The sequence below is a fragment of the Brucella sp. H1_1004 genome (assembly GCF_047308065.1).
Taxonomy (GTDB): Bacteria; Pseudomonadota; Alphaproteobacteria; order Rhizobiales; family Rhizobiaceae; genus Brucella; species Brucella pseudogrignonensis_B.
In genome coordinates, this window is sequence record NZ_JAYKZA010000002.1 from 2,016,366 (window position 1) to 2,041,708 (window position 25,343).

Sequence of the window (25,343 nt, forward strand, 5' to 3'; positions counted from 1 at the left end):
GTCGTGAGCAAGTTAACGCTCGCCAACTCTTTCGATTCGGTCAACAAAAAAGGCGGCAAGTACCGCCTTTCTCTTCGTTAAACAGTGCAAGACTTAGTGCAACGCGGCTTCGTCAGCCTCGTTCTGCCACTCCGGGTTCCGCTTATTATACCGGATCGACGACATGAATGAGAGACCTATCAACACCGCACCAATAAGTCCGGTAATCACTTCCGGGATGTGGAACAGTGTCTGCACATACATAATCACCGCCAATACGAGGATGGCATAAAATGCGCCATGCTCGAGATAGCGATACTGACCGAGCGTCTTTTTCTCGACCAGCATGATGGTCAGCGACCGGACATAAAACGCACCAATACCAAGACCAATGGCGATCACAAACAAGTTTGTGGTGAGCGCAAATGCACCGATAACGCCATCAAACGAGAAGCTGGCATCCAGCACTTCAAGATAGATAAACGCTCCAAGACCACCGCGATGCACCATATCGACCTGCTCCTGCGAAGCGTCGAGCACCGCGCCCAAGCCCTCAACCGCGAGAAAGGTCAACAAACCAAACAGCGCCGCCACAAGGAATGTGTGCGAATGCTCGGCATCAAGCTGATATGAGAAAAACAAGATCAGCGCGATCGCAACGCCGATCTCGATCCCCTGAATCGAAGCAAACTTCGACATTTGGCTTTCGATCACCTTGACCCAATGCACGTCCTTCTCGACATCGAAGAAGTACTTCATACCAACCATCAGCAGGAATGTGCCGCCAAAAGCCGCGATACCCGTGTGGGCCTCAGCTATCACCCGTGCATATTCGTTGGGCTGCCAGATCGCGAGTTTCAGCGCCGAAATTGGGTCCGTCCACATAGCGACCGCGACGATAGCAAGCGGGAAGATAATCCGCATACCGAAAACCGCAATGATGATGCCCCATGTCAAGAATCGATGCTGCCACTCCGGCGTCATATCACGCAGGATGCGCGCGTTGACGATAGCATTATCAAACGAAAGCGAGATTTCGAGAATACTCAAAACCGCACAGATGATGAAAACAGAGAGCATGCCTCCCACTGTGCCGGTCAATGAATATCCCAGCCATAAGGCACAGAGCAAACCAATGACCGTGAAAATCACAGGCCAGGTGAAATATCGAAAAGTGGTCATAACAAACCATCTAATTATCAAGTTTATGAGGCAGGCCGAACTATCAATCTGGCGAGAACACCAGACAAACGGCACTACTCCTGCGGCGCTCATGCTATGTAAGAAGCCCCACAGCCGCGAACAAGAAAAACAATGGCAAAATTGTGTTCACGAAAAAACGCAAAACTCAAGATTATGTGATCAGCCATGCCGCCTGGCATCTTACGGAGAAATGATGGCATTCATCGCGTTTGATCATCAGCTCGATACAATATTTACAGACAATAAAATATGATCGAACCTCAGAATACTGTGCTTGAAGGAGTCGGCACCCAGTTTATCTGCGAAAACAGTGGCGAGCCAGGCGTCAGGCTGAAACTCAATCATTCTGAAGCAAAACGCAGTGAAAATTTGGAAAATGAAAGCGCCATTCAAGAATATGACAACGTTCCATGAATGTATTTGGGGCGGCTCAAGATATCTGGCAGATCTGAGTATTTCATCTCCGATCAGCAAAGCTTATTTTCGTTCCAATTCTATGATCAGGCACCTCCGAATATTCAATCACACGAGGAGGATAAAAGCGAACCAATTGCCATTTTTTAGTTTATTTCTGCCAATAATTAACTTATTGATAAAAATAGAAATTTTGAGATTATACTTTCATTTTCCTAAATTACGCTCCAAGGGGATGGATCCGTTATGAAGCTGAATTCAAGCACTTATAACCGGAATTTTACGGGTAAAACTGTGCGTAATATTGCTTTAATCAGCACCTTTTTAATAACATCAACAGCGTCTGCTCTTGCTGCAGACGTAATCGCGCCAGCGCCTGCTCAGTCAGAGTTTCAGGATCAACAGAGTTGGAGGGTAATTTTTAGCCCTTATGTCTGGGGGGCTTCGCTCAATGGCAATGCAGGATTACTTGGGTATTCATCCAAGGTTGATGTCCCATTCAAGGACATTTTCAGCAATCTCGACATGAGCGCCATGGGCAATATCGAGATTACGAATGGCACGTTCGGCGTTTATTTTGATGGTCAGTACACCAAGACCAGTCAAGGCGAAGATGTCTTCCATGAACGTCTCGATCTCGACATTACATCGACCTCGCTCGCAGGTGGTGTTTTTTATCGAGCTTACCAGCAAGATCTTGATGGCCTCACCTACTTTGGAAAGCAGCGCGTATTTGCGATAGAGCCGACTGCTGGAGTCAGATGGACCCGGATCAAAGCAAAACTTAGTGTCGGGCCTTTCAGCGAGACACGTAAATCGGAATGGGCCGATCCGTTCATTGGCAGTCGTATATTATATGATGTTAGCGAGCGCTGGAACCTTTCCGCTGAAGCCGACATTGGTGGCTTTGGCGCAGGCACCAAACTGAGTGCACATGGTCAGATCTATCTCGGTTATCGTACGAAAACATTCGATTTGCCGACAATCTGGCGCGTTGGCTATCGAGCGCTGTATCAAGACTTCAATGACAAAGAAGGTCGTGAGAAGTTTAGATATGACGTTACGCAGCATGGGCCGGTCGTTGGCGTTTCGATTGTCTTTTAACAACCGATTATCAGGGCCACAAATTGCGCAGAAGATAGTCTTTGTGCAATTTGTGGCGTTTGCAAAATTTGTATAATCCTGCCTGAAATCTTCACTTTCTGATTTCTCTGTTATTAATCAAAAACAACAAGTGCCTATTTTAGGCTTGCAAGATTTCTCGAGATAACCTCAAATATACGAGGCAAACTGCGGGAGCTTGTATTATTTTTTGAATATTCCAACCTCACCAACGAATGCCACTTCCAGAATGGTAAGCAGGCGGGTTATGGCGTTTATTTTTGAGTTATCTGTGTATGTTTCTTTTTTGACATTCGCCATACTCGGACTATGCGTTTATTCCGTTGGTTATTTGGCACTACATATTCTCTCACACCATGCAAAGAATGATATTCTTTCCGTTCCGATCGGCGCATTTGTCAGCACAATTGCAACGGCTTGGGCTTTATCGCTGGGCTTTGTTGCCGCGGATATATGGACAGCCAATTCAAAAGCAGATCAGGCAACGAGCGACGAAAGGTCATCAATTTACCGATTAATTGGCGCAGCAAGCCCAGAAATTCTCAACGCCCCTCAACTGACTGCAACACTCATCGAATATCGACAAGCTGTCGTGAAAGATGAGTGGCTGGAGAATAGTAATATCGAGCCTGCACATTCTGTTGAGGCAGCCCTACAAAATATCCGCCGCGAAATCGTTGACCTCGCCAAAACCAATATTCCAACGCCAATTATCTCTCAGTTGGTCCATGACTTTGATGAGCTTCAAGATGCCCGCAATACCCGCCTGTCTGTAGGCGCGACATCTGTCGACATGTATAAGTGGTATTTGCTAATAGCATTGACCGTACTAACGGCCATTACGATAGCCTCAACGCATGCAGATCGTGCGCGTGCCGGCATTAAGGCACTAATTATTTATTCAATTACAGCTGCATTCAGCCTTTGGATTCTGGCAATTCATGCGAATCCCTATCAGGGCATTGAGCGACTTGAGCCTTCACAACTCTTCACCAGCCAGAAGCATGAGCAATCCACCCTATGAGACTTCTAGCTCCGATTATAACAGCGCTTACGCTCTACGCGACTTCATCAAGCGCCGAAGCGGCCACTTTCAGGGTTTGCCACGGTTACGACTGTTATTATCAAACCAAGCTCATCTTATCCGCTCAGGACTTGCGCCGTATCGACGCTATTATGAGCCGTGGTATCAAATCAGCTGCTGAAGAACAAAAATCGCTAAAGCGTGCTATCGCTTATTTCGAGGAACGCAGCACAGCTGTGATTGGCGTTCGTGACAAACCACGAATGCAGTTCGGGAAAGCACGGATAAAAGGACAGATGGACTGTGTTGATGAGTCTACCAACACAGATAATTTCATCCGCTTTTTGCATGCAAAAGGCTGGCTTAGACACCATCAGCCTGCGCGGAAAACCACACGCGGCAGTTTCATCGATGGCCGTTACCCTCATTGGACTGCCGTTATCACCGCAAGCGACGGCGAGCGATGGGCGGTCGATTCCTGGTATGAAGCTGGCGGCGGACAGCCTGACATCATGCCTTTAAAAGAATGGAAGCGCCGCGGATATAATGGCGAAAGATAAGTATTTTCAGTAAATACCCTTTCGAAGCCCCCAATAGTTTATATTGTGCAATCATATAATTAGTTTACCAATAAGCATATTCAGACAAGAATGAGTATGCTCGCCGCGAGGCGAAAGTGTTTTTGATTGAAGCCAATTATCTGTCGTTTCAACAATAGGGGGCCATTCATGGCATTTCTGAAGAAATCTTTAGCAGCCGCATGCACAAGCTTGCTTGTCACCACAAGTATGCTGGTCGCTCCAGTCGCAGAAGCCTGCACACGCGTGGTTTACCTCGGTGCAAACGACCATATTATCACTGCCCGGTCGATGGACTGGAAGGTCGACGTTGGCACAAATCTTTGGATTTTCCCACGCGGCATGGCCCGCACGGGCGAAACGGGTCCAAACTCGATCAAGTGGACCTCGAAATATGGCAGCGTCATCGCTTCCGGCTACGACATCTCGACAACGGACGGCATGAACGAAGCCGGGCTGGTTGCAAATGTTCTTTGGCTGGTCGAATCCGAATATCCAAAATTCGACGGCACAGGCCCCGGCCTTTCGATTGCAGCATGGGCGCAATACGTTCTCGATAATTTCGCGACCGTCGACGAAGCCGTACAAGAGCTTAGCAAAAACCCGTACACCATCGTAACCGAGGCAGTTCCAGGCGAAAGCCGCTTGGCCACGCTGCATCTTTCAATTTCTGACGCCAGCGGCGACAGCGCTATCGTTGAATATATCAACGGCAAGCAGGTCATCCATCATAGCCCGACCTATCAGGTAATGACCAACTCCCCGACGTTTGATCAACAGCTGGCACTCCACTCCTATTGGGAGCAGATCGGCGGGACAGTGATGCTTCCGGGTACAAACCGCGCATCAGACCGTTTCACACGCGCTGCCTTCTACATCAACGCCATTCCAAAATCAGAAGATCCGGTTGAGGCCATCGCGAGTGTATTTGGCGTCATCCGCAACGCTTCTGTTCCTTTCGGAATCACCACTCCTGATGAGCCGAACATTTCCTCGACCCGCTGGCGCACCGTGTCTGACCAGAAAGAAAAACTCTATTTCTTTGAATCCGCCCTCACGCCAAACGTCTTCTGGGTCGACCTGAAGACCATCGATTTTTCGGCTGACAAGGGCAAAGTCCAGAAACTTGACCTTGGACCGGATCAGAAAAACATTTTTTCTGGCGTCGTAAATAATGAATTTAAAGATGCTAAACCGTTCAAATTCTTAGGAATTTAATTGGTCTAGAATCAAATGCGTATTTGCTTGCAGAGAAAAATCTGAACCAATCGCCTGCTCAAGCATTGTCTTAGTACAACAAACCAGAACGGAGGAAATCAAATGGACTGGAATCGCGTAGAAGGCAACTGGAAGCAGGCCAAAGGCAAAATCAAGGAACAGTGGGGGAAACTCACCGACGATGATCTCGACCAGATTAACGGTCGCCGTGACCAGCTTGAAGGTAAGATCCAAGAGCGCTATGGGCTAGCTAAGGACCGTGCAAAGTCTGACATTGATGACTGGTATAAGCACCAGACGTGGCTTTCTTAAAAGAGTTGCCCTAACCCATTTAAAGCCCTGCCTTTGGCAGGGCTTTATTTTATTTTCGCTTAGCAGCGATCAACGCGCTTCAGCGAAGCAGACAATCCCATCAATGAGAATGTGTAACGGGTCTGTGTGCCGCGTGCGGACGTGGCTTGGACATTGACCGACTTGCCCGACCGCATAGCGCTTATAATGCGCCCCTCATCGCCGACATTTTGGGCCCATGCACGATTGCCTTCACTGAAGAAGGGAAACTGTGCGCCATCAATCATAACGTTAACGCGGCTATCTGCTTTTAACGGGTAACCCATAACAAGCTGTGGACTATAACTTCCGCCAGACTTGGAAATAATTATGAAATTGTCACCATGTCGCACCCCTGCCGGAAGAAAACTCGACGGCACAGTCAATGCGTAGCACTTATTCCCTGGTAATTGCGAGTTCTGATAGACACCCCAATCCCTGAATTCGCCAATATGACTTGTTTTAGCCGAAGCCGCGAGAGAACTCGCCATCAACCCTGCAAGCGCCAACGCAACAGTGGTTGTTTTTCTAGTCATTGCCTGAGACCTCCTAAATGAAATTCACATGACATGAAAAATTGTTTCATTACGTTACTATTTCTTTAACAAACTCCTAAAAAAATGTTGATGGTAAAAAGTCGGCAGCAATACCTTCGTCCGCCGAACGGCTAAGCAGCGAAAAATAATGCCAACCGTGCTTGACCATTAACACCGTTGCTTTTGTTTGACCAAACTGCTGTCTCGCCATAGAAGCAATGAAAAATGGTGGTTAAATGAAGTGCTATCTAATTAATCTCGATCGCTCTGTAGATCGGCTTGCTCTCATGCAGCAGCAGATGCACGCGCTGGGATTGGACTTAATCAGAGTGCCTGCTGTCCAAGTGGGCCAGTTTTCACCGGATATTGCTTCTCCAGCACTTTATGCTGGGGAAGTCGCCTGTTTCCTAAGCCATCGGAAATGCTGGCAGTTAGTAGTGCGAGGTGAAGATGAGTTTGCAGCTATTTTTGAGGATGATGTCCAGCTTTCGCCGAATTCTCACGCTTTTTTAAGCAGCACAGACTGGATTCCGTCAAATGCCGATCTCGTCAAAATCGAAACATTCATGCAGCCAGTTTTCCTTCGCAGAAAAGGAGCCCGCAAGGCTTTTGATCGTGAAGTCAGGATTCTTGCATCGTGGCATGCTGCCAGCGCCGGTTATATAATATCGAAGAAAGCGGCGGCTAGTTTACTGGAATCAACGAACTCATATTTAGAGCATCCTGTAGACTACTTGCTGTTTGACTGGGATTTGGGGATATTACAAAATGGCGGCGTTTATCAGCTTGATCCGGCTATTTGCATTCAGTTTGACAGGCTACCGTCCTATGACAAACCAATAAGCCCTACAATTGAGCGGCGCGAAGGCAGTGCCGCAAAGAGACTAAAGGGCAACCTCACAACAACAAAAAAAGTGCGCCGTGAAATTTTTAGATTAATGAAACGCGTTTATCATTTTCTGTCTCGCCGAAACGGGATTATTTGCAAAATAAATAAAGTCAAAATGAGGTAATATCAGAATTTCTCTGAATTTTAATTTCAGAATTGGAATGTTATACATTTATAACTTTACATTTGTTTTATTAATACTTTTTAGATGTAAGTATTATGCAAAAACCGAAACCCGCTGACAACATACATTTGATGATAGCATAAATATGGAAAAATGGTGGGCCCGGAGGGACTCGAACCCCCAACCAAGCGGTTATGAGCCGCCGGCTCTGACCAATTGAGCTACAGGCCCACACAACACTGCAACTACCTTAAAGAAACATGGGACACAAGCTGTCAATTACACAAGTTGCCCTAATACGCACATATTCGATTGCCATTCATGCAACCCAAGTCACAATTGACCTCATTTGAAACAGTTGATTGCAATTCAACAGCATTTCAGATCAGATAATGTGGCGTTTTGCTTTAGAGGAAACTTAAATACACGAGCAACAAAGCAGAAATAGCACTATCGCAAAGAATGCTTTGTAAAAGCTGCCTCAACATTCTCTACAGGAGATCTCATGAAAAACCGCGCTACTACTCTTCTTGCCACTTCGATTTCGGCAATCATGCTTGCAGGCATACTTGCACTGCCAGCCAAAGCGCAGGAGAATCAGATGACGAAGCAGCCCGGACGTATTTCCGTGACTGGCGAAGGCAAGACCACCTCCACCCCTGATATGGCGATTCTGAATCTCACCGTCTTGCGTGACGCAGAAACCGCGCGCGAAGCTATGACCGCCAATAATGAAGCCATGGCAAAAGTGCTGGACGCAATGAAAAAGGCCGGCGTCGAAGAGCGCGATCTGCAGACAAGCGGCATCAATATTCAGCCACGCTACGTTTTTCCAGACGACAAGAACGGCCTTAAGGAACCCAAGATCAGCGGCTATAGTGTTTCAAACAGCTTGACAGTGCGCGTGCGCGATCTGGCCAAGGTTGGCAATGTTCTGGATGAATCCGTAACGCTCGGCGTCAATCAAGGCGGCGACCTGACTTTCGTCAATGACGATCCGGCATCGACAATCAACGAAGCACGCAAGCGCGCCGTCGCAGATGCAATTGCCAAAGCCAAAACCCTTGCCGATGCAGCGGGCGTTGGGCTCGGTCGCATTGTCGAAATCAACGAGCAGAACCGCGGTTATATGCCGATGCCAATCGCACGTCAGGTCAAGATGATGGCAGCAGCTGCCCCTGAAGATTCAGTTCCCGTTGCAGCTGGCGAAAACAGCTACAATGTTTCGGTCAATGTTATTTTCGAAATTAAAGAATAAAGAAAGGGCGCTCCAGCGCCCTTTCCTTCTCTTTTGCGGCATCAAACAGAAAAAGCCAGCCTCAATGAAAGGCTGGCTTTTTCCATATTGAGCGACCGTTAGCGGATGATCGGGCAACCCCGTGCATTTGCAAAAACAACCCCGGTTGGGCGACCATGGCGGAAGCCACGCACCTGAACCGATTTCCCACGATAGGCAACGCGTGCATTACGAATGCCCATGCGATGCGCTTTCATCTTGGCATTCTCAACCGAACAGGCGGGGCCGCGGTAAGCTGGGCGGCCATGATGACGATTGCCACGATGATCTATCTTGATCAAAGGCGAATGTGTCGATGTGCTCAATGCTGGAGCGGAAGAAGGCGACGCTGCATTTGCAGATGCACTCGCTGAAAAGACGGCAGCAAGACCAATTGCGGCAGTGACAACAAGCGACTTGAACGAAATTGCGGACATCTTGAAATCCTTTCAAACTTTTATCAGGTGGCTCTGACCTGAGACACCCAATAAGTAGTCCATGAAAGATGAACGGAAAGCCAAGCCAGCGTTCATATCGTGTTCAGCTTGATAATAGTCACAAAACAATCGCCCCCGACGCATGGAATATTATTCATTTAAAGCAACAACTTAATCAAAGAGCGTGCTTGGATAGATGCTTACAGACTTCAATATTAAACTTAATTAATTTGCAGCAGTCGCCGCTCAGTCCAGCGGAACCATATGCTGGATATATTCTTCTTCATCGGCCAGCTCATGATCAAAAGCCGTTACTTTTCCACGGATGGACACACCTGCTTCGTAGATCGTGTCTGGCGAGCCCGACACAAGCGGATGCCACCAGTAAAGATCAGCGCCTTCGGCCACCAGACGATAGGCGCAAGTCGCGGGCAGCCAGTTGACCTCATGCACGATCTCAGGCGTCAGAAACACGCAATCAGGCACCGTCTTGCGGCGGTTCGGATAATCGCTGCACTTACAGCTTTCCGCATCCAGCAGCGTACAGGCAACCGTTGTCCAGTAGACTTCCTCGGTATCGTCATCGAGCAATTTATGCAGGCAGCATTGACCACAACCATCGCACAGGCTTTCCCATTCCTGTCGGTTGAGTTCTTCAAGAGATTTGGTCTGCCAGAAAGGTTTCTTATCCATGATGCTGCATATAGAGCATTTGCAGCAAAAGTGCGTAGCGGTTTTGCCTTCAATAGCGTGGGCAAATCGCCGCCCTTCCCTATTGAATGCTGAGCATTCTTGCGTTAGACAACCTTCGTCATCCTTATGACCGTAAGCGTCTTACGTTAGGCAACGCATCAATTTAGCTGGGAACGGCTATACGCTTTGATGTTTGCTTGCGCCTTCCCGCATAATATTCAGGAATACACATGTCTCAGTTGAACGGTTCACGCCGCAGAAAACTGCCAGCGCGTTATGCATCTGTTGTGATGCCGCTTATTCTATCAATCATGATGACATTCGTTGTCTCATTGATCGCAACAGCAAAAAGCCTTGGCTTTACGCATCCCGATCTCGCGTATAGCTGGATGACCTCGTGGGCGCTGTCATGGACCATCGCTTTCCCGGTCTTGCTGGCGATCCTGCCGATGGTCCGCAAAATGGTCAGCTTCGTCTGCCATACGCACTAAAACATTTCCAGCAAAAGTGCGTAGCGGTTTTGCGTAGGATAATGCGATAAAATAACGAAGGCATGCAAAAAGCCGCGCATTATCCATGCGCGGCTTTTTGCAAATCTATCAAAGCAGATTAACGGAAAATCGCTTCGCCCTGCTCGTCGATAATCTGGCGACCCTTATTGAGCGAAATGCTTGCAGCATCTTCAATGCCCGGGCAACGATCAGCACGCACAAAGCGATGCTCTTTCAGCTCGCCATCAATGGTCTTGGAGATCACACCACACACCTGATACTGGCCGCCTTCACTGTAAGGCGTTGCAACGATCAGGAAGTCTTTGTGCTCAAGGCGTCCGGCTTCTTTTGGCGCTGCTGGCGTTTGTTCTGCTGAGCCACCGCCAAAAAGGCGCTTCAAAAAAGACATAACGCTCCCTCTTCTTTAAAAAGAATCGCCCGACACCATATCCGGCATCGGGCGAAAAGGTCTTAGCTGTCGAGGAACGAACGCAGCTTGCGCGAACGGCTCGGATGCTTGAGCTTGCGCAGTGCTTTCGCTTCAATCTGACGGATACGTTCACGCGTGACCGAGAACTGCTGACCAACTTCTTCAAGCGTGTGGTCAGTGTTCATGCCGATACCAAAACGCATGCGCAGCACGCGTTCTTCACGCGGTGTCAGCGATGCCAGAACACGCGTGGTCGTATCGCGAAGGTTTGCCTGAATAGCTGCATCGATCGGAAGCAGCGCATTCTTGTCTTCGATGAAGTCGCCAAGATGTGAATCTTCTTCGTCACCCACTGGCGTTTCAAGCGAAATCGGCTCCTTGGCGATTTTCAAAACCTTGCGCACTTTTTCAAGCGGCATGGCCAGCTTCTCAGCCAACTCTTCCGGCGTTGGTTCACGGCCGATTTCATGCAGCATCTGACGCGATGTACGAACGATCTTGTTGATCGTTTCGATCATATGCACCGGAATACGAATGGTGCGTGCTTGATCGGCAATCGAACGGGTGATTGCCTGACGAATCCACCATGTCGCATAGGTCGAGAACTTGTAACCACGGCGATATTCGAACTTATCGACCGCCTTCATCAGACCGATATTGCCTTCCTGAATAAGATCAAGGAACTGAAGGCCACGGTTGGTGTACTTCTTGGCAATCGAAATAACGAGACGAAGGTTGGCTTCCACCATTTCCTTCTTGGCGATGGTTGCTTCGCGTTCGCCCTTCTGAACCTGATTGACGATGCGGCGGAATTCACCAATCGAAATCGCGGTTTCAGTGGCCAACATCTGAATTTCCGAACGCAGACGATCAATCGTGCGCTCTTCTTTCGTAGCAAAGTCTTTCCAGCCACGCGCAGACAGAGTGCCAACACGCTCTACCCAGTTCGGATCAAGCTCGTTACCCTGATATTCTTTCAGGAAGTCTTCGCGACGCACACCGAAGGATTCTGCCAGGCGCAAAAGCTTGCCTTCGTTCTGAACAAGGCGCTTGTTGATGTCATAAAGCTGCTCTACGAGCTGCTCAATACGGTTCTGGTTCAGCGAAAGGGACTTAACAGCCTTAATCAGCTGATCTTTCAGTTCCTTGTAGCGACGTTCCTGGCTCGATGACAGATCAGCTGAAGCTGCGAGACGGCTTTCAACCTGCTGGTCCTGCAACTTGCGCAGCTTGCGGTAGGTGTCAGCAATCAGATCAAGCGTTTCCATAACCTGTGGGCGCAGCTCGGCTTCCATAGCCGCCAGCGACAGGTTGGCTTCGTCCTCGTCTTCTTCCTCTTCTTCCGAAGGCATATCGCCGCCGACATTGGTAATGTCGTCGTCGTCACGCGAACGGCGCGGAGCCTTGTCGTCACGCGGCTTTTCTTCTTCCACGCGCTCAACAATCGGCGCCTGCTTGGCTTCTGGGCCAGCATAAGTGGTTTCAAGATCGATGATTTCGCGCAGCAGAATGTTGGATTCATTCAACTGTTCGCGCCAGATGATAATCGCCTGGAATGTCAGCGGGCTTTCGCAAAGCCCAGCAATCATCGTTTCGCGACCGGCTTCAATGCGCTTTGCAATGGCGATTTCGCCTTCGCGCGACAGAAGCTCAACTGTTCCCATTTCGCGCAAATACATGCGCACAGGATCGTCGGTGCGGTCAGTCGGCTCTTTCTTGGTGGTCGTGGCAGCAACGGCGGTGCCAGTTGCTTCAACCAGATCGCCGCCTTCTTCCTGCTCGTCATCGCTGCTGTTTTCGTCGCGATCAGCTTCCTGCTCATCGTCTTCAACAACATTGATGCCCATATCCGACAGCATAGCCATCGTGTCTTCGATCTGCTCAGATGTCACTTCTTCGGAAGGAAGCACAGCATTCAGCTCGTCCATAGTGACGTAGCCGCGCTTCTTCGCAACCTTGATCATCTTCTTGACAGCATCGTCAGAAAGGTCGAGAAGCGGCCCGTCGGTCGCACCTTCGCGCTCGACTTCGGCTTCTTCGTTTTCCTTAGCCTTCGTTGCCATATTGCTCGTCTCCAGGCGACACATGTCGCTTCTAAGATATATAGAGTGGCCAAACGGTTTTGCGAGAGCGCCGTTTAACTGTTGATTCTGCGAATAGCTGATTTCACGTTAATGCCGAATTAACCCTGCGGTTATTAACGAGCCCTGTTGGTTCCAAAATCCTGTGGGTTGATCCGGGGGCACTGGTCGCCTTGAAGGCCCTGCCCGCTCTTTAATTCTTGCCCGCTCAGGATGATTTCAGAGGTCCTCTTAGGGAATATTGATCAATATCAGTTCTTTAAATCCTTGCTCGAACTGTCGTGATTCCGTCATTTGTGCCGCACGTCAAGAGCGACTCACCTGATTCGGGTCTAAAAAGCGAATCATTTATTGTCGCGGCCCATTCTCTGGGCTTTTACGCAACGATACTTTCTACAAACGAGCATTCTAAGCCAGTTTGAAATTCCTGCGATCTATAGTGATTCGCTGGTTTCCAGATTACGAAGCACCGGGGGCACGACCCGAAGAAAGTCCGAAACCATCAATGAGAGCTTCGGTCGCCTCTGCCTGCGCAATCTGCTTTTGAATGTCGATAAGCCGGGCAAAGACTTCGCCCGTTTCGTCCGTATCAAGCGATGCTTCAACGGCGCGCAGCTCTCTATGTAGGGTGCGTGCGCGCTGATGCAAGTGAAGCGCCTGCTTTAAGGCTTCGCGCACATCGTCTTCAGCAGCCTGTGCCGTGGCAGTCCATTCACGGGTGCGTCGAACCATAGCTTCGAGACTCTCAATCGCTTCACCATGTCCCGCGGCGACCAGCGCTTTGCGCATGGCAAAGCCATCCTGAACATGATCAGATGCCAAAACATCAAGCATGGCGAAATGCAGCACTCTTAAAGCGTCGTGTTCAAAATCGAGCGTCGACATCGCCTCGAAATCTTCTTCGATAAGACGTGGGTGATTGAGCAACATCAAAACGATTGCAGTTTCACGCGCTGGCGCATTACGTTTCTTGACCAGATTAGAGCGCGTCAGTCTGTCATAATCAGCATTGCGCCCACCAAAGGCAGCACCGCCACGCCCCTGCTGCTGCGCTCCGCGTCCCTTAGCCTTATCGCGGTTGAACGTATTGCCGCCATTGTTTTGCCGCCGCTGGCCAAAAAATGCCTGCGCTCTGTCACGCATTTCCTGGCTATAATGACGCCGAATATCTTCATTCGCGATACGATTGGTGATTTCGCGCAACCTTGCTTCAAGCTCCGCACGACGCTCCGGCGTATCAAAAACACCGCTCGCTGTTTCCCGCGTCCAGACCATATCAACCAGCGGCTTTGCATCGCGCAACACCGCGTAAAACGCCGACGGACCTTCCGCCTTGACCAGATCGTCCGGGTCTTGCCCCTCGGGTAGCATCGCAAAACGAAGCGACTTTCCCGGCTGCAAGCTCGGAAGCCCAAGATCCGCCGCGCGATGCGCTGCCCGCAAACCCGCACCGTCACCATCAAAGCAAAGGATCGGCTCAGGGCTGATGCGCCATAACAATTCGAGCTGCTCTTCCGTCAACGCCGTACCGAGCGGAGCAACTGCCTGATGAATGCCAGCCTGTGCAAGCGCGATCACATCCATATAGCCTTCAACCGCAATGATCGGCTTTGCTTCTTCACCGCCCTGTGCCTGACAAGCTTTTCGTGCACGCAAGCCGTTATAAAGGATGCGGCCCTTGTGAAAGAGTTCAGTTTCTGGCGAGTTCAGATACTTCGCAGGCGCATCAGCAGAAAGTGCGCGACCACCAAATGCAATGATCCGTCCGCGCAGATCCTCAATCGGAAACATGATCCGATCACGGAAGCGGTCATAGGAAACAGCAATGCCTTCACCGTGCACCACCAGGCCACAAGCCTCAATCTGATCTTTTGCAACGCCTTTGGACGCTAAAAACTCTTTCAGCGCATTGCGTGATTCAGGGGCATAACCAATGCGGAACGTCTGCTGCGTAGCACTCGAAAGCCCGCGGTCACGCAAATAGGCTCGCGCCTTGGCACCAGCAGCAACCTGCAACTGACTTTCGAAAAACTGGGCGGCAAGCTCCATAACATCGAACAGCGTTGCACGTTGCGCTTCGCGCTTTTCCATTTCTGGATCACGCTCAGGCATCGGCACACCTGCCATATCGGCAACGCGCTCAACCGCTTCAGGAAAACTCGCACCTTCCAGTTCCGTCAAAAACTTGAAATGATCGCCCGTTACGCCACAGCCAAAGCAATGGTAACGGCCCTTGCGGTCTTCACAGTGAAAACTCGGTGTCTTCTCGCCATGAAACGGGCAGCAGCCCCAAAAGTCGCCCTTTGACGGATTGCTTTTCTTACGATCAAATGAAACACGCGTTCCGATCAGCGTCGAAATCGGCACGCGATCTCTGATCTCATCAAGGAATGACGGCGGAAAACGCATTACAACTGTCTCTCTCAGGTCAGCAAACTCTATAGTTTATAGACTATATAGGCTCGCGCGCACATGCAGTCCATCGCCCGTGCCAAACGCTCCCCGTTAATCACATGCGCCGGACGACCTTTATAGACCGCCCCCTTTGTCACAAAACTGTCATATAACTTTTACATTCGAGCTTCACGACTTGATTTTGGGGCATTTCAGGCCCATATTCCCCGAATTATATGATTAGCCGGAACATATTTTTTCTCTTTTTGTTGCGTAGACTTAACTGAAATATTTGTTCCCCCGCCTCCAACCTGAAAGGAGTTCCCGTGAACGGTTCTCTTGTCCTTTTGCATCTTGCTGGTGCTGTTGCTCTCCTTCTTTGGGCGACGCGCATGGTGCGAACAGGTGTGGAGCGTGCCTATGGTGATCGCTTGCGCCGTCGTTTGCGTAACCAGATGCAAAACCCGCTGCTCTCCATCGCCTTTGGTCTTGCGCTTGCAATTGCGCTGCAAAGCTCGACGGCAGTAACGCTTCTGGTCGGCTCCTTTGTCGGATCGGGCATTGTTGGCGGGGTTGCAGGCCTTATGGCTGTGCGCGGTGGCGAGCTTGGATCAGCGCTTGTTGTCAAAATTCTAAGCTATGACCTAACTCTTCTGGTCCCGCTCTGCCTTGTATCGGGCACCACCATTTTCATGACGACAGAACGACGCGATTGGCGACAGATCGGCCGCATTCTGGTCGGTATCGGCTTGCTCATCATGTCTCTGGAAATGACAGGCCACGCAACTGAGCCACTCCGCCAGAGCGAGCTGCTGCCAGTCATTGTTGATTATCTATCAAATGATCCGGTCACTGCCTATCTTCTGGCCGCGCTGATGACATGGCTGTTTCACTCTAGCATTGCCGCCGTCATTTTGCTCACCACCTTTGCCTCACGAGGGCTGATCACACCAGAACTGGCCGTGGTTATGGTACTCGGCGTCAATCTCGGCTCGTCGATCATCGCACCAATTCTCACCCGTCAGGCACCGCCAGAAACGCGTGTCGTGCCGCTCGGCAATTTGCTGATGCGTGGCGCTGGCTCGCTTATCATGCTGATCCTGTTTGAGACATTCAAACCCTCGATTGCGTTCCTGGGCGGCGACCCCGTCTCGCAGGTGGTCAACGCGCATATTCTGTTCAACTTGATCATCATGCTCGCTGGCATTCCACTTTCTGGACTGGTGCTGCGTGCGACTGAAGCATTGGTGCATCTCAACAGCGATAAAAATGCCCCAACGCAACCGCTTGAAGTCGAAGAATATAGTGCACTGGATAACGCGGTTCTCGACCGCCCTTCACAAGCGCTTGCAAATGCGACGCGTGAAGTTGTCGGCGTCTGTGACACCATTGAGGTGATGCTGCGACGCATTATCGACCTCTATGAAAACCCCGATCAGGCGCGCATCCATGAACTTGCAGCACTTGATGATCGCGTGGACAAGAAGCATGCTGCCATCAAGCTTTATCTGACAAGGCTTGCCAGCAAAAACCTCGATGAGTTTGAGGCACTGCGTATGCAGGAATTGATGGGCGCTTGCGTAAAACTGGAACAGGTCGGCGACATCATCGTCCGCAACATGCTCGCGCATGTACAGAAGAAAATGGACCACAATCTCGAATTTACCGAGGAAGGCTGGAAAGAGCTGAGCCACTTCCACGCCATGGTACTTGCCAATGCGCATATGGCCTTTAACGTGATCGTTTCGCGTGACGGACATACGGCACGCCAGCTCGTGCAGGAAAAGGATAATCTGCGCGATCTAGAAAAACAAACAAGTATGCGCCACTTCTCGCGCCTTCGCGATGGTTCAACACGCAGCATCGAAACCAGTACGATCCACCTCGACACAATCCGCGATCTCAAGCAGATTAACTCGCTACTGGCTTCAATGGCCTATCCCGTTCTTGAAGAACAAGGATTGCTCGGCACCACACGCTTGAAAACGATCAAGCAAAGTTCATAAAAAATGCTCAGAAAGGTTCCGACCTTTCTGAGCGCACAAAACATGATTTCATCTGACCAATGAAGCGATGGCACTAAAAATCGATCACCACTGAAGATGCGCTACGCTTTGCTTCACCATGGAACACGGCCTCAATATTATTGCCATCGGGATCGAGCACGAACGCCGCATAGTAATCCGGGTGATAAGAGCGCTCGCCGGGGGCGCCATTATCCTGACCGCCATTGTCCATCGCCGCTCGATAAAACGCATCGACTGTCGCCCGGTCCTTTGCTTGAAAAGCCAGGTGGTGACGCCCCGTCAATAGACCCAGTGCCGCCTGACTATCCGCAGAAGATACCACAAGCTCGTCAGCCCAGAAATAACCGTCATCCGTAACATTGATGGGGATGTCCAACACGGACAGAACCGCCGTGTAGAATTCCTGACTGGCCTTCAAGTCGCGGACGACGAGCTGAATATGGTCGATGAGGCGACCACGATGAAGTTGATTTGTTTCCATGGCCATTCATCCCGTTCTTGCATCTGCAACAGCACAGAACCAACAATTCTGTGCGCCGTGAATGACCAGAATGCGTCAAGACGATATTTCCGGCAACATAAAACGCTCGAACCGAGCATCATGCGCAGCAATAAAAATGCATTACCCGTGCCACGTCAGGGACGGCCCACTTATGGGCCATCCCAAGTTGCTATTGAAGAAGGGTTTTCACCAGAGCGCTTGCCTTGGTGAAATCCATCTGGCCTGCATAGCGTTCTTTCAGCGCTGCCATGACCTTGCCCATATCGCGCAAGCCACTCGCGCCAACATCAGCAATAACAGCTTCACAAGCCGCTTTGGCTTCGTCATCACTCATCTGAACTGGCAGAAAATCGCTGATAATCGCAATTTCTGCACGCTCGCCTTCAGCCAATTCGATGCGGTTGCCTTCTTCATAGATGCGTGCGGATTCTTCACGCTGCTTGACCATCTTACCAAGAATGCCAAGCAATTCTTCGTCACCAACCGGATCTTTTCCCGCACCGCGATTGGCAATATCGCGATCCTTGACCGCAGCCATGATCAGACGCAGTGTGGACAAACGAAGCTTATCCTGCGCCTTCATAGCGGTGGTCATTGCATCAGAAATCTCTTGGCGCAGCATAGGTGCCTCCTAATATCTTTAAACTGTTCAGTTAAAACTGCTTCTAGTCTGAAAGCAGGCGAATAAGCAATCACACGCTCCAATCCGACATTTCATCAAAAGCTTGCAATCAGGCGATTGACCCGGAGTGCAAGTTTCTCTATTGCTCAAAGCTTAGCAGGACATCGGCATGTGCTCACGGCGGGAAGTTTAATCCCCGCTGCTTTTTGGCGCATATATGGCCCCGAAAACATCGGTTTTCAAGTTGCTCAGTCTTGAGCGGCTGAAACACGGATACATGCCGCATGACTGATAAACCGAACACGCGCGCCAGACGGCGCTGCTAAACCACGCAGGAGTGCACGCCATGACCGAATCCCCATCGAAGACAGCACCCTGGACAATTGCCAAGCGAACCGCCGTTCTGGTGCTGGCAGATGGCACCGTCATTGAGGGTCAGGGCGTGGGCGCAACCGGCGCAATTGAGGCGGAAGTCGTCTTCAACACCGCCCTCACCGGCTATGAAGAAATCCTGACCGACCCTTCCTATGCAGGTCAGATCGTCACGTTTACCTTCCCACATATCGGCAATGTCGGCGCTAACGCAGAAGACATCGAAGACCTGACACCGGCCAACCGTCATGGCGCCGTCGGTGCGATCTTTAAAGCTGACATTACAAGCCCATCCAACTTCCGTGCTTCCGAACATCTTGATGCATGGCTGAAAAGCCGTGGCGTTATCGCATTGACCGGCATTGATACCCGCGCCCTAACCTCACTCATCCGCGAGCGTGGCGCACAGAATGCTGTCATCGCGCATGACCCGGAAGGCAAGTTTGACATCGACGCGCTCAAGGCTCGCGCTGCGAACTGGAGCGGCCTTGAAAACCTCGACCTCGCAAAAGACGTCACCATCGGCCAGAGCCAGACGTGGGACCAGACCCCATGGGCGCTTGGTGAAGGTTACGGCGAACAGGGCGACGCCCAGTATCATGTCGTTGCACTCGACTTCGGTGTAAAGCGCAATATTTTGCGTCTGCTCTCGGGCCTTGGCGCGAAAGTCACCGTTCTGCCTGCAACAGCAACCGCAGAAGACGTGCTGGCCTACAATCCAGACGGCATTTTCCTGTCGAACGGCCCTGGCGATCCAGCTGCAACAGGCGAATATGCAGTACCAACAATCCAGAAGCTCGTTGATAGCGAACTACCTGTTTTCGGCATCTGCTTGGGTCATCAAATGTTGGCTCTCGCACTGGGTGGAAAAACCGAAAAGATGCATCAGGGCCATCATGGTGCGAACCATCCAGTCAAGGATTACACTACCGGTAAGGTTGAAATCGTCTCGATGAACCACGGCTTCGCAGTTGATTCCGACAGCCTGCCGGATCACGTCGAAGAAACGCATGTATCGCTTTTTGACGGCACGAATTGCGGCCTGCGCGTCATCGGCAAGCCAGTCTTCTCCGTGCAGCATCACCCTGAAGCTTCGCCGGGCCCACAGGACAGCCACTATCTTTTCCGCCGGTTCATCAATCTGATCCGCGAAAACAAAGGCGAAGCCCTTCTTCCAGAACGCGAAGAAGCTGCATAAAGCAAAAAACAAAAAAGCCGGGATCAAACCCCGGCTTTTTCTTTGTCCATATTTATCGCAGCGATCAAATATCGCCGCTGAACGTATCGCAGGAATCGATCTTCCCGCTATCAAAACCGCGCTGGAACCATTTTGCGCGCTGTGCCGATGTACCGTGATTGAAGCTTTCAGGAACGACATAACCCTGAGAACGCTTTTGCAGCGTATCATCACCAATCTGGTGCGCGGCATTGATCGCTTCTTCGAGATCACCGGCCTCGAGAATACCCTTCTGATCAGTGTAATAGCCCCAGACACCCGCAAAGCAATCCGCTTGCAACTCAACACGCACTGACATCTGATTGGCTTGCGCCTCATTCATCTGCTGACGCATCTGATTAAAGCGCGGCAAAATCCCGAGAAGGTTCTGCACGTGGTGCCCGACTTCATGCGCAATCACATAAGCATTGGCGAAATCACCTGAAGCGCCAAACTTGGTTGCAAGCTCGTTGAAGAATGTCAGGTCAATATAAAGCTTTTTATCGCCGGGACAGTAGAAAGGCCCCGAAGCAGACGATGCCATGCCACAAGCAGAGCGCACGCCATTGGAAAATAGAACCATGGTCGGCGGGACATAGGTTTGTCCGCGCGATTGGAAAATACCGCTCCATGTGTCTTCGGTTTCCGCCAGAATAGTGCGCGCAAACTGCGTCGCCTCGTCATTGGCAACCTTGCCGCCAGTGCTCTGCTGCGAGGTCTGGGTCGGGTTAATACTACCGTCACCAAACAAAAACGGCAGCGGATCAATACCGACAGCCTTCAGCACAAAGAACATCACAACAAGAATGAGAATACCGGAAAGCCCACCGCCACGCATGATGCGAAAACCGGGGCCACCACCCATGCCACCACCGCGAAAGCCCCCGCCTCCGCTTTGTTGTCCACGTACGTCTTCGACATTATCGCTTTGTCTACGGCCTTGCCAGCGCATCCCGTCGCCTCTCCTGAAATGCTACGGAGACTTACCTTCACGCAGCAAACAATTCCATTAATTGCTTTATAGAGCAGCTTTAAGCTGCAAAATGTCAATATCCTGTAAGCCGATCCAGTTCACTCAATTTTGCCGACCATAATAGCCCGGCACAGAATCACGATTATGCGTTCAATCAAAAAATGTAATTTAGAGGACACCGCTAAATAAAGCGGGATTTGGAGAATAGGACCTTGAAAAAAAGTATATTTTTTATCTTAGCAATTAACTGCATTCTATTTTCATCTGAAGTGTTTGCCTGCACAAAATCTACGGCAGAATGCGCCATCGAATGCATGGACAAAGCAACATTCTGGGAAACTGCTTATTGCATGATTGGCACACAAGCACCTTCTAAATAGGATATTTTAAAAATGAAAAAAACGGCAATTGCCTGCCTCTTCACTGCTGCAATATTATCGACCAATCCGGTCTATGCTTGCATAAAGGACAATCTAGGACCAACCGATTGTGCAAAACGATGTATGAACATAACAGGCTTCTTCAAAAATATAGCCTGTACCCTCGGTAGCGATATGTCGCCACAATAGACAAAAATTCGCCGTCCCGATCTAAAACGAAAGGGGCGGTGTGTTGCAAATGCTAGAGAACAGTTACACATGGCCTTGATCTTCCGAATTGCGCCCAAAATTCCTTCATAAAAAATGCCTTAAATAATAACGAATTTAGTTTAAAGGGGTTCCGCTTTGGCTCATCATTGCCTATAAGGCCCACTTAGCCCAAAGAATATACTTCTGCCAACCCGCCGGAAATCCGCGCGGGCTTTTCTGGCAGGCTAAGAACAAGGATACGCCCCCATGCCGAAACGTACAGATATCAAGTCCATCCTGATCATCGGCGCGGGCCCAATTGTTATCGGTCAGGCTTGCGAGTTCGATTACTCCGGCACGCAAGCTTGTAAGGCGCTGAAAGAGGAAGGCTACCGCATCATCCTCGTCAACTCCAATCCGGCCACAATCATGACCGATCCGGATCTGGCAGATGCGACCTATATCGAGCCGATCACCCCGGAAGTGGTTGCTAAAATTATTGCTAAAGAGCGCCCGGATGCGCTTCTTCCCACAATGGGTGGTCAGACCGCACTCAACACTGCATTATCGCTCCGCCGCATGGGCGTTCTCGAGCGCTACAATGTAGAGATGATCGGTGCGAATGCTGAAGCCATCGACAAAGCGGAAGACCGCGCTCTTTTCCGTGAAGCCATGGAAAAAATCGGCCTTGATACGCCGAATTCCATGCTCGCGAACGCAACCGAAATCAAAGACGAAGACCGCAAGCGTCACGAAGCCAAGCGCAACGAAGTCAAATCGCAATATTCCGGCGACGAACTCGACAAGGCGCTCGACAAGCTTGAAACCGAATGGCAGCTCGGCGAAGTCGAACGCAAACAGCGTTACATGAGCCATGCGCTTGCTAAAGCCGCACAGGCCATGGATTACGTTGGCCTGCCAGCGATCATCCGCCCAAGCTTCACACTCGGCGGTACCGGCGGCGGCATTGCCTATAACCGGCAGGAATTTTTCGAGATCATTGAGCGCGGCCTCGATGCATCGCCAACCACCGAAGTGCTGATCGAAGAATCGGTTCTCGGCTGGAAAGAATATGAAATGGAAGTTGTCCGCGACAAGGCGGATAACTGCATCATCATCTGCTCGATCGAAAACCTCGACCCAATGGGCGTGCATACAGGTGACTCAATCACCGTAGCGCCTGCGCTGACGCTGACCGACAAAGAATACCAGATCATGCGTAACGCCTCGATTGCGGTACTGCGCGAAATCGGCGTTGAAACCGGCGGCTCGAATGTTCAATTCGCGATCAACCCAGCCAATGGCCGTATGATCGTCATCGAAATGAACCCACGCGTATCGCGTTCGTCAGCACTTGCATCCAAAGCAACCGGCTTCCCGATTGCCAAAGTCGCAGCCAAGCTTGCAGTTGGTTACACGCTGGACGAGTTGGACAACGACATCACCGGCGGCGCAACACCTGCATCGTTTGAACCATCGATTGACTATGTCGTCACCAAGATCCCACGCTTTGCGTTTGAAAAATTCCCCGGCTCTTCGCCAATCCTGACCACCGCTATGAAGTCGGTCGGTGAAGTTATGGCCATTGGCCGTACTTTCCAGGAAAGCTTGCAGAAGGCGCTTCGCGGTCTTGAAACCGGTCTCACTGGTCTTGATGAAATCGCCATTCCAAACATTGAAGAAGGCGACGAAAAGAATGCGATCCGCGCGGCCATCGGCACACCAACACCGGATCGTCTGCGCATGGTCGCTCAAGCAATGCGCCTTGGTCTGACCACTGAACAGATCCACGAGGTATCGAAGATCGATCCATGGTTCCTTGAGCAGATGGAAGAGATCGTCCTAACCGAAGCCCGCGTCCGCGAACACGGCCTGCCGCAGGACGCTGAAAACCTGCGCATGTTGAAGTCCATGGGCTTCTCCGATGCGCGCCTTGCAAGCCTGACGGGCAAGGACGCGGAAGACGTGGCCAAGCAGCGTAACGAGCTGGACGTTCATCCGGTTTACAAGCGCATCGATACATGTGCTGCGGAATTTGCATCGCCAACCGCCTATATGTACTCGACCTACGAAACACCTTTTGTTGGTCAGCCGCGTTCAGAAGCAGAAGTTTCGGATCGCAAGAAGGTCGTCATTCTCGGTGGAGGTCCAAACCGTATTGGTCAGGGCATCGAATTCGACTATTGCTGCTGCCATGCGGCCTTCGCGCTCAATGATGCCGATTATGAAGCCATCATGGTCAACTGCAACCCGGAAACAGTTTCCACCGATTACGACACCTCGGATCGTCTCTACTTTGAGCCACTGACTGCCGAAGACGTGCTTGAAATTCTGCGCGTTGAGCAGGAAAAAGGCACGTTGCACGGTGTGATCGTCCAGTTCGGTGGCCAGACACCGCTCAAGCTTGCCAATGCACTGGAAAAGGCCGGCATTCCGATCCTCGGCACCTCGCCTGACGCAATCGATCTTGCAGAAGACCGTGACCGCTTCCAGAAGCTCCTGATCAAGCTCGGCCTTAACCAGCCAAAGAACGGAATCGCCTATTCGGTTGAGCAGGCTCGCCTGATTGTTGCCGACCTCGGCTTCCCGCTGGTTGTGCGTCCATCTTATGTTCTGGGTGGCCGTGCCATGCAGATCATTCATGACGAACGCGGCTTGCAGACATATCTTCTCGACACCGTTCCTGAACTGGTACCAGAAGACATCAAGGCTAAGTATCCAAACGACAAGACCGGCCAGATCAACACGCTGCTTGGAAAGAACCCACTTCTGTTCGATACCTACCTGACACAGGCTATCGAAGTGGATGTTGATTGCCTTTGCGATGGCAAAAATAGTTTTGTTTCCGGCATCATGGAGCATATTGAAGAAGCTGGTATTCACTCCGGCGACAGCGCCTGCTCGCTGCCAGTCCACACGCTTTCGAAAGACATTGTCACCGAACTCGAACGCCAGACAGCACTGCTTGCCAAGGCACTCAACGTCGGCGGCCTGATGAACGTGCAGTTCGCCATCAAGGATGATGAAATCTTCATTCTTGAAGTAAACCCACGCGCATCGCGCACCGTTCCATTTGTCGCAAAAACCATCGGAACCCCGATTGCCAAGGTTGCAGCCCGCATCATGGCTGGTGAAAGCCTTGAAGAAGCAATTAATGCCTATGGCGGCAAGCCACAGCCAAGTGCGCGTCCGCACATCGCTGTCAAGGAAGCCGTGTTCCCATTCGCGCGCTTCCCGGGTGTAGACACATTGCTCGGACCAGAAATGCGTTCGACCGGCGAAGTTATGGGCCTCGACTACGATTACGCATTGGCTTTCGCCAAGGCACAGCTCGGCGCAGGTGTCGAGCTTCCACGTGAAGGCACGGTGTTTGTATCAGTCCGCGATGAAGACAAGCAACGTGTACTCGGTCCGGTCCGCAAGCTGGCAAGCATTGGCTTCAAGGTCATGGCAACCGGCGGTACGCAGAAGTTCCTTGAAGAAAATGGCATTGAAGCTGTCAAGATCAACAAGGTGATCGAAGGCCGTCCGCATGTTGAAGATGCGATCCGCAATCGTCAGATCCATCTGGTCTTCAACACGACTGACAGTGCGAGTGCTGTTTCGGATAGCAAATCAATCCGCCGCGCAACCTTGATGCAGAAGCTGCCTTACTACACCACCATGGCAGGTGCAGAGGCTGCAGCAGAAGCCATTGCAGCACTCAAGGCTGGCTCAATGGAAGTTCGTCCGCTTCAGGATTACTTCCGCGCCTAACAAGCCGCACATATGATGACAAAAGATCGCAGATAAGTATCTGCGATCTTTTGTGTTTTGAAAATATATTTTATGAGAATAAACTCA

At 50.7% G+C, this 25,343-nt stretch carries 23 protein-coding genes and 1 tRNA gene; 13 read left to right on the forward strand and 11 right to left on the reverse strand.

Annotated features, from left to right (window positions below):
* Positions 1-93: 93 nt before the first annotated feature.
* Positions 94-1,161, reverse strand: coding sequence for a DUF475 domain-containing protein (locus U2P60_RS17160; protein WP_413573477.1), 1,068 nt, complete (start codon positions 1,159-1,161; stop codon positions 94-96).
* On the opposite strand from U2P60_RS17160, the gene U2P60_RS17165 reads away from it, so the two are divergent.
* From U2P60_RS17165 to U2P60_RS17195, 7 genes are all read left to right on the forward strand, one after another.
* Positions 1,115-1,435, forward strand: coding sequence for a hypothetical protein (locus U2P60_RS17165; protein WP_413573875.1), 321 nt, complete (start codon positions 1,115-1,117; stop codon positions 1,433-1,435). The two genes, U2P60_RS17160 and U2P60_RS17165, sit on opposite strands and share 47 nt — an antisense overlap.
* Positions 1,432-1,596 (forward strand): hypothetical protein, encoded by a 165-nt coding sequence (locus U2P60_RS17170; protein ID WP_413573478.1) that lies wholly within the window; start codon positions 1,432-1,434, stop codon positions 1,594-1,596. The genes U2P60_RS17165 and U2P60_RS17170 overlap by 4 nt, the downstream gene beginning before the upstream one ends.
* A 246-nt stretch (positions 1,597-1,842) precedes the next feature.
* The gene (locus tag U2P60_RS17175) at positions 1,843-2,700 is read left to right on the forward strand and encodes a hypothetical protein (RefSeq protein ID WP_413573479.1); all 858 of its coding nucleotides are present in this window, start codon (positions 1,843-1,845) and stop codon (positions 2,698-2,700) included.
* A gap of 265 nt (positions 2,701-2,965) precedes the next feature.
* Positions 2,966-3,742, forward strand: a complete 777-nt coding sequence (locus U2P60_RS17180; protein ID WP_413573480.1) for a hypothetical protein — start codon at positions 2,966-2,968, stop codon at positions 3,740-3,742.
* Positions 3,739-4,302 (forward strand): hypothetical protein, encoded by a 564-nt coding sequence (locus tag U2P60_RS17185; RefSeq protein WP_313826805.1) that lies wholly within the window; start codon positions 3,739-3,741, stop codon positions 4,300-4,302. Before U2P60_RS17180 ends, U2P60_RS17185 begins: the two co-directional genes overlap by 4 nt.
* A gap of 228 nt (positions 4,303-4,530) precedes the next feature.
* Complete coding sequence (locus U2P60_RS17190; protein WP_413573846.1) at positions 4,531-5,538, forward strand: linear amide C-N hydrolase; 1,008 nt, start codon at positions 4,531-4,533, stop codon at positions 5,536-5,538.
* A gap of 102 nt (positions 5,539-5,640) precedes the next feature.
* The gene (locus U2P60_RS17195) at positions 5,641-5,850 is read left to right on the forward strand and encodes a CsbD family protein (RefSeq protein WP_413573481.1); all 210 of its coding nucleotides are present in this window, start codon (positions 5,641-5,643) and stop codon (positions 5,848-5,850) included.
* Positions 5,851-5,909: 59 nt separating this feature from the next.
* Here the strand turns inward: U2P60_RS17195 and U2P60_RS17200 are convergent, their stop codons facing one another.
* Positions 5,910-6,404, reverse strand: a complete 495-nt coding sequence (locus U2P60_RS17200; protein ID WP_413573482.1) for an invasion associated locus B family protein — start codon at positions 6,402-6,404, stop codon at positions 5,910-5,912.
* A gap of 236 nt (positions 6,405-6,640) precedes the next feature.
* On the opposite strand from U2P60_RS17200, the gene U2P60_RS17205 reads away from it, so the two are divergent.
* A complete protein-coding gene (locus U2P60_RS17205; protein WP_313826809.1) occupies positions 6,641-7,417 on the forward strand; it encodes a glycosyltransferase family 25 protein in 777 nt (258 codons plus the stop codon).
* Positions 7,418-7,571: 154 nt separating this feature from the next.
* On the opposite strand, the gene U2P60_RS17210 is transcribed toward U2P60_RS17205, so the two are convergent.
* Positions 7,572-7,648 (reverse strand) — tRNA-Ile (locus U2P60_RS17210).
* A 274-nt stretch (positions 7,649-7,922) separates the two neighbouring features.
* Here U2P60_RS17210 and U2P60_RS17215 point away from each other — a divergent pair.
* The gene (locus U2P60_RS17215) at positions 7,923-8,675 is read left to right on the forward strand and encodes an SIMPL domain-containing protein (protein ID WP_413573483.1); all 753 of its coding nucleotides are present in this window, start codon (positions 7,923-7,925) and stop codon (positions 8,673-8,675) included.
* 98 nt (positions 8,676-8,773) lie between these two features.
* Here the strand turns inward: U2P60_RS17215 and U2P60_RS17220 are convergent, their stop codons facing one another.
* Positions 8,774-9,130, reverse strand: coding sequence for an antifreeze protein (locus U2P60_RS17220; RefSeq protein ID WP_413573484.1), 357 nt, complete (start codon positions 9,128-9,130; stop codon positions 8,774-8,776).
* Positions 9,131-9,376: 246 nt separating this feature from the next.
* The gene (locus U2P60_RS17225) at positions 9,377-9,823 is read right to left on the reverse strand and encodes a YcgN family cysteine cluster protein (RefSeq protein ID WP_313826813.1); all 447 of its coding nucleotides are present in this window, start codon (positions 9,821-9,823) and stop codon (positions 9,377-9,379) included.
* Positions 9,824-10,053: 230 nt separating this feature from the next.
* Between U2P60_RS17225 and U2P60_RS17230 the strand changes: the two genes are divergently transcribed.
* Positions 10,054-10,314: a DUF2798 domain-containing protein gene (locus tag U2P60_RS17230; protein WP_413573485.1), complete on the forward strand. Its 261-nt coding sequence runs from the start codon at positions 10,054-10,056 to the stop codon at positions 10,312-10,314.
* A gap of 118 nt (positions 10,315-10,432) precedes the next feature.
* On the opposite strand, the gene U2P60_RS17235 is transcribed toward U2P60_RS17230, so the two are convergent.
* From U2P60_RS17235 to dnaG, 3 genes are all read right to left on the reverse strand, one after another.
* Positions 10,433-10,723, reverse strand: coding sequence for an HlyU family transcriptional regulator (locus U2P60_RS17235; protein ID WP_413573486.1), 291 nt, complete (start codon positions 10,721-10,723; stop codon positions 10,433-10,435).
* Positions 10,724-10,785: 62 nt separating this feature from the next.
* Positions 10,786-12,807 carry an RNA polymerase sigma factor RpoD gene (gene rpoD / locus U2P60_RS17240; RefSeq protein WP_313826816.1) on the reverse strand — a complete coding sequence of 674 codons (2,022 nt, stop codon included), beginning with the start codon at positions 12,805-12,807 and terminating at the stop codon, positions 10,786-10,788.
* 477 nt (positions 12,808-13,284) lie between these two features.
* Positions 13,285-15,234, reverse strand: coding sequence for a DNA primase (gene dnaG, locus U2P60_RS17245; RefSeq protein WP_413573487.1), 1,950 nt, complete (start codon positions 15,232-15,234; stop codon positions 13,285-13,287).
* 311 nt (positions 15,235-15,545) lie between these two features.
* On the opposite strand from dnaG, the gene U2P60_RS17250 reads away from it, so the two are divergent.
* The gene (locus tag U2P60_RS17250) at positions 15,546-17,225 is read left to right on the forward strand and encodes a Na/Pi cotransporter family protein (protein ID WP_413573488.1); all 1,680 of its coding nucleotides are present in this window, start codon (positions 15,546-15,548) and stop codon (positions 17,223-17,225) included.
* Positions 17,226-17,298: 73 nt separating this feature from the next.
* On the opposite strand, the gene U2P60_RS17255 is transcribed toward U2P60_RS17250, so the two are convergent.
* Together U2P60_RS17255 and U2P60_RS17260 are read right to left on the reverse strand one after the other, a co-directional pair.
* On the reverse strand, positions 17,299-17,727 hold the full coding sequence (locus tag U2P60_RS17255; protein ID WP_313826820.1) for a VOC family protein: 429 nt from the start codon (positions 17,725-17,727) through the stop codon (positions 17,299-17,301).
* Positions 17,728-17,917: 190 nt separating this feature from the next.
* On the reverse strand, positions 17,918-18,370 hold the full coding sequence (locus tag U2P60_RS17260) for a GatB/YqeY domain-containing protein (RefSeq protein ID WP_313826822.1): 453 nt from the start codon (positions 18,368-18,370) through the stop codon (positions 17,918-17,920).
* A gap of 346 nt (positions 18,371-18,716) precedes the next feature.
* Here U2P60_RS17260 and carA point away from each other — a divergent pair, with 346 nt between their 5' ends.
* A complete protein-coding gene (carA, locus tag U2P60_RS17265; protein ID WP_413573489.1) occupies positions 18,717-19,940 on the forward strand; it encodes a glutamine-hydrolyzing carbamoyl-phosphate synthase small subunit in 1,224 nt (407 codons plus the stop codon).
* A 64-nt stretch (positions 19,941-20,004) separates the two neighbouring features.
* On the opposite strand, the gene U2P60_RS17270 is transcribed toward carA, so the two are convergent.
* Entirely contained in the window at positions 20,005-20,910 is a 906-nt protein-coding gene (locus U2P60_RS17270; protein WP_413573490.1) for a neutral zinc metallopeptidase, read from the reverse strand.
* 857 nt (positions 20,911-21,767) lie between these two features.
* On the opposite strand from U2P60_RS17270, the gene carB reads away from it, so the two are divergent.
* A complete protein-coding gene (carB, locus tag U2P60_RS17275) occupies positions 21,768-25,256 on the forward strand; it encodes a carbamoyl-phosphate synthase large subunit (RefSeq protein WP_413573491.1) in 3,489 nt (1,162 codons plus the stop codon).
* Positions 25,257-25,343 lie beyond the last annotated feature (87 nt).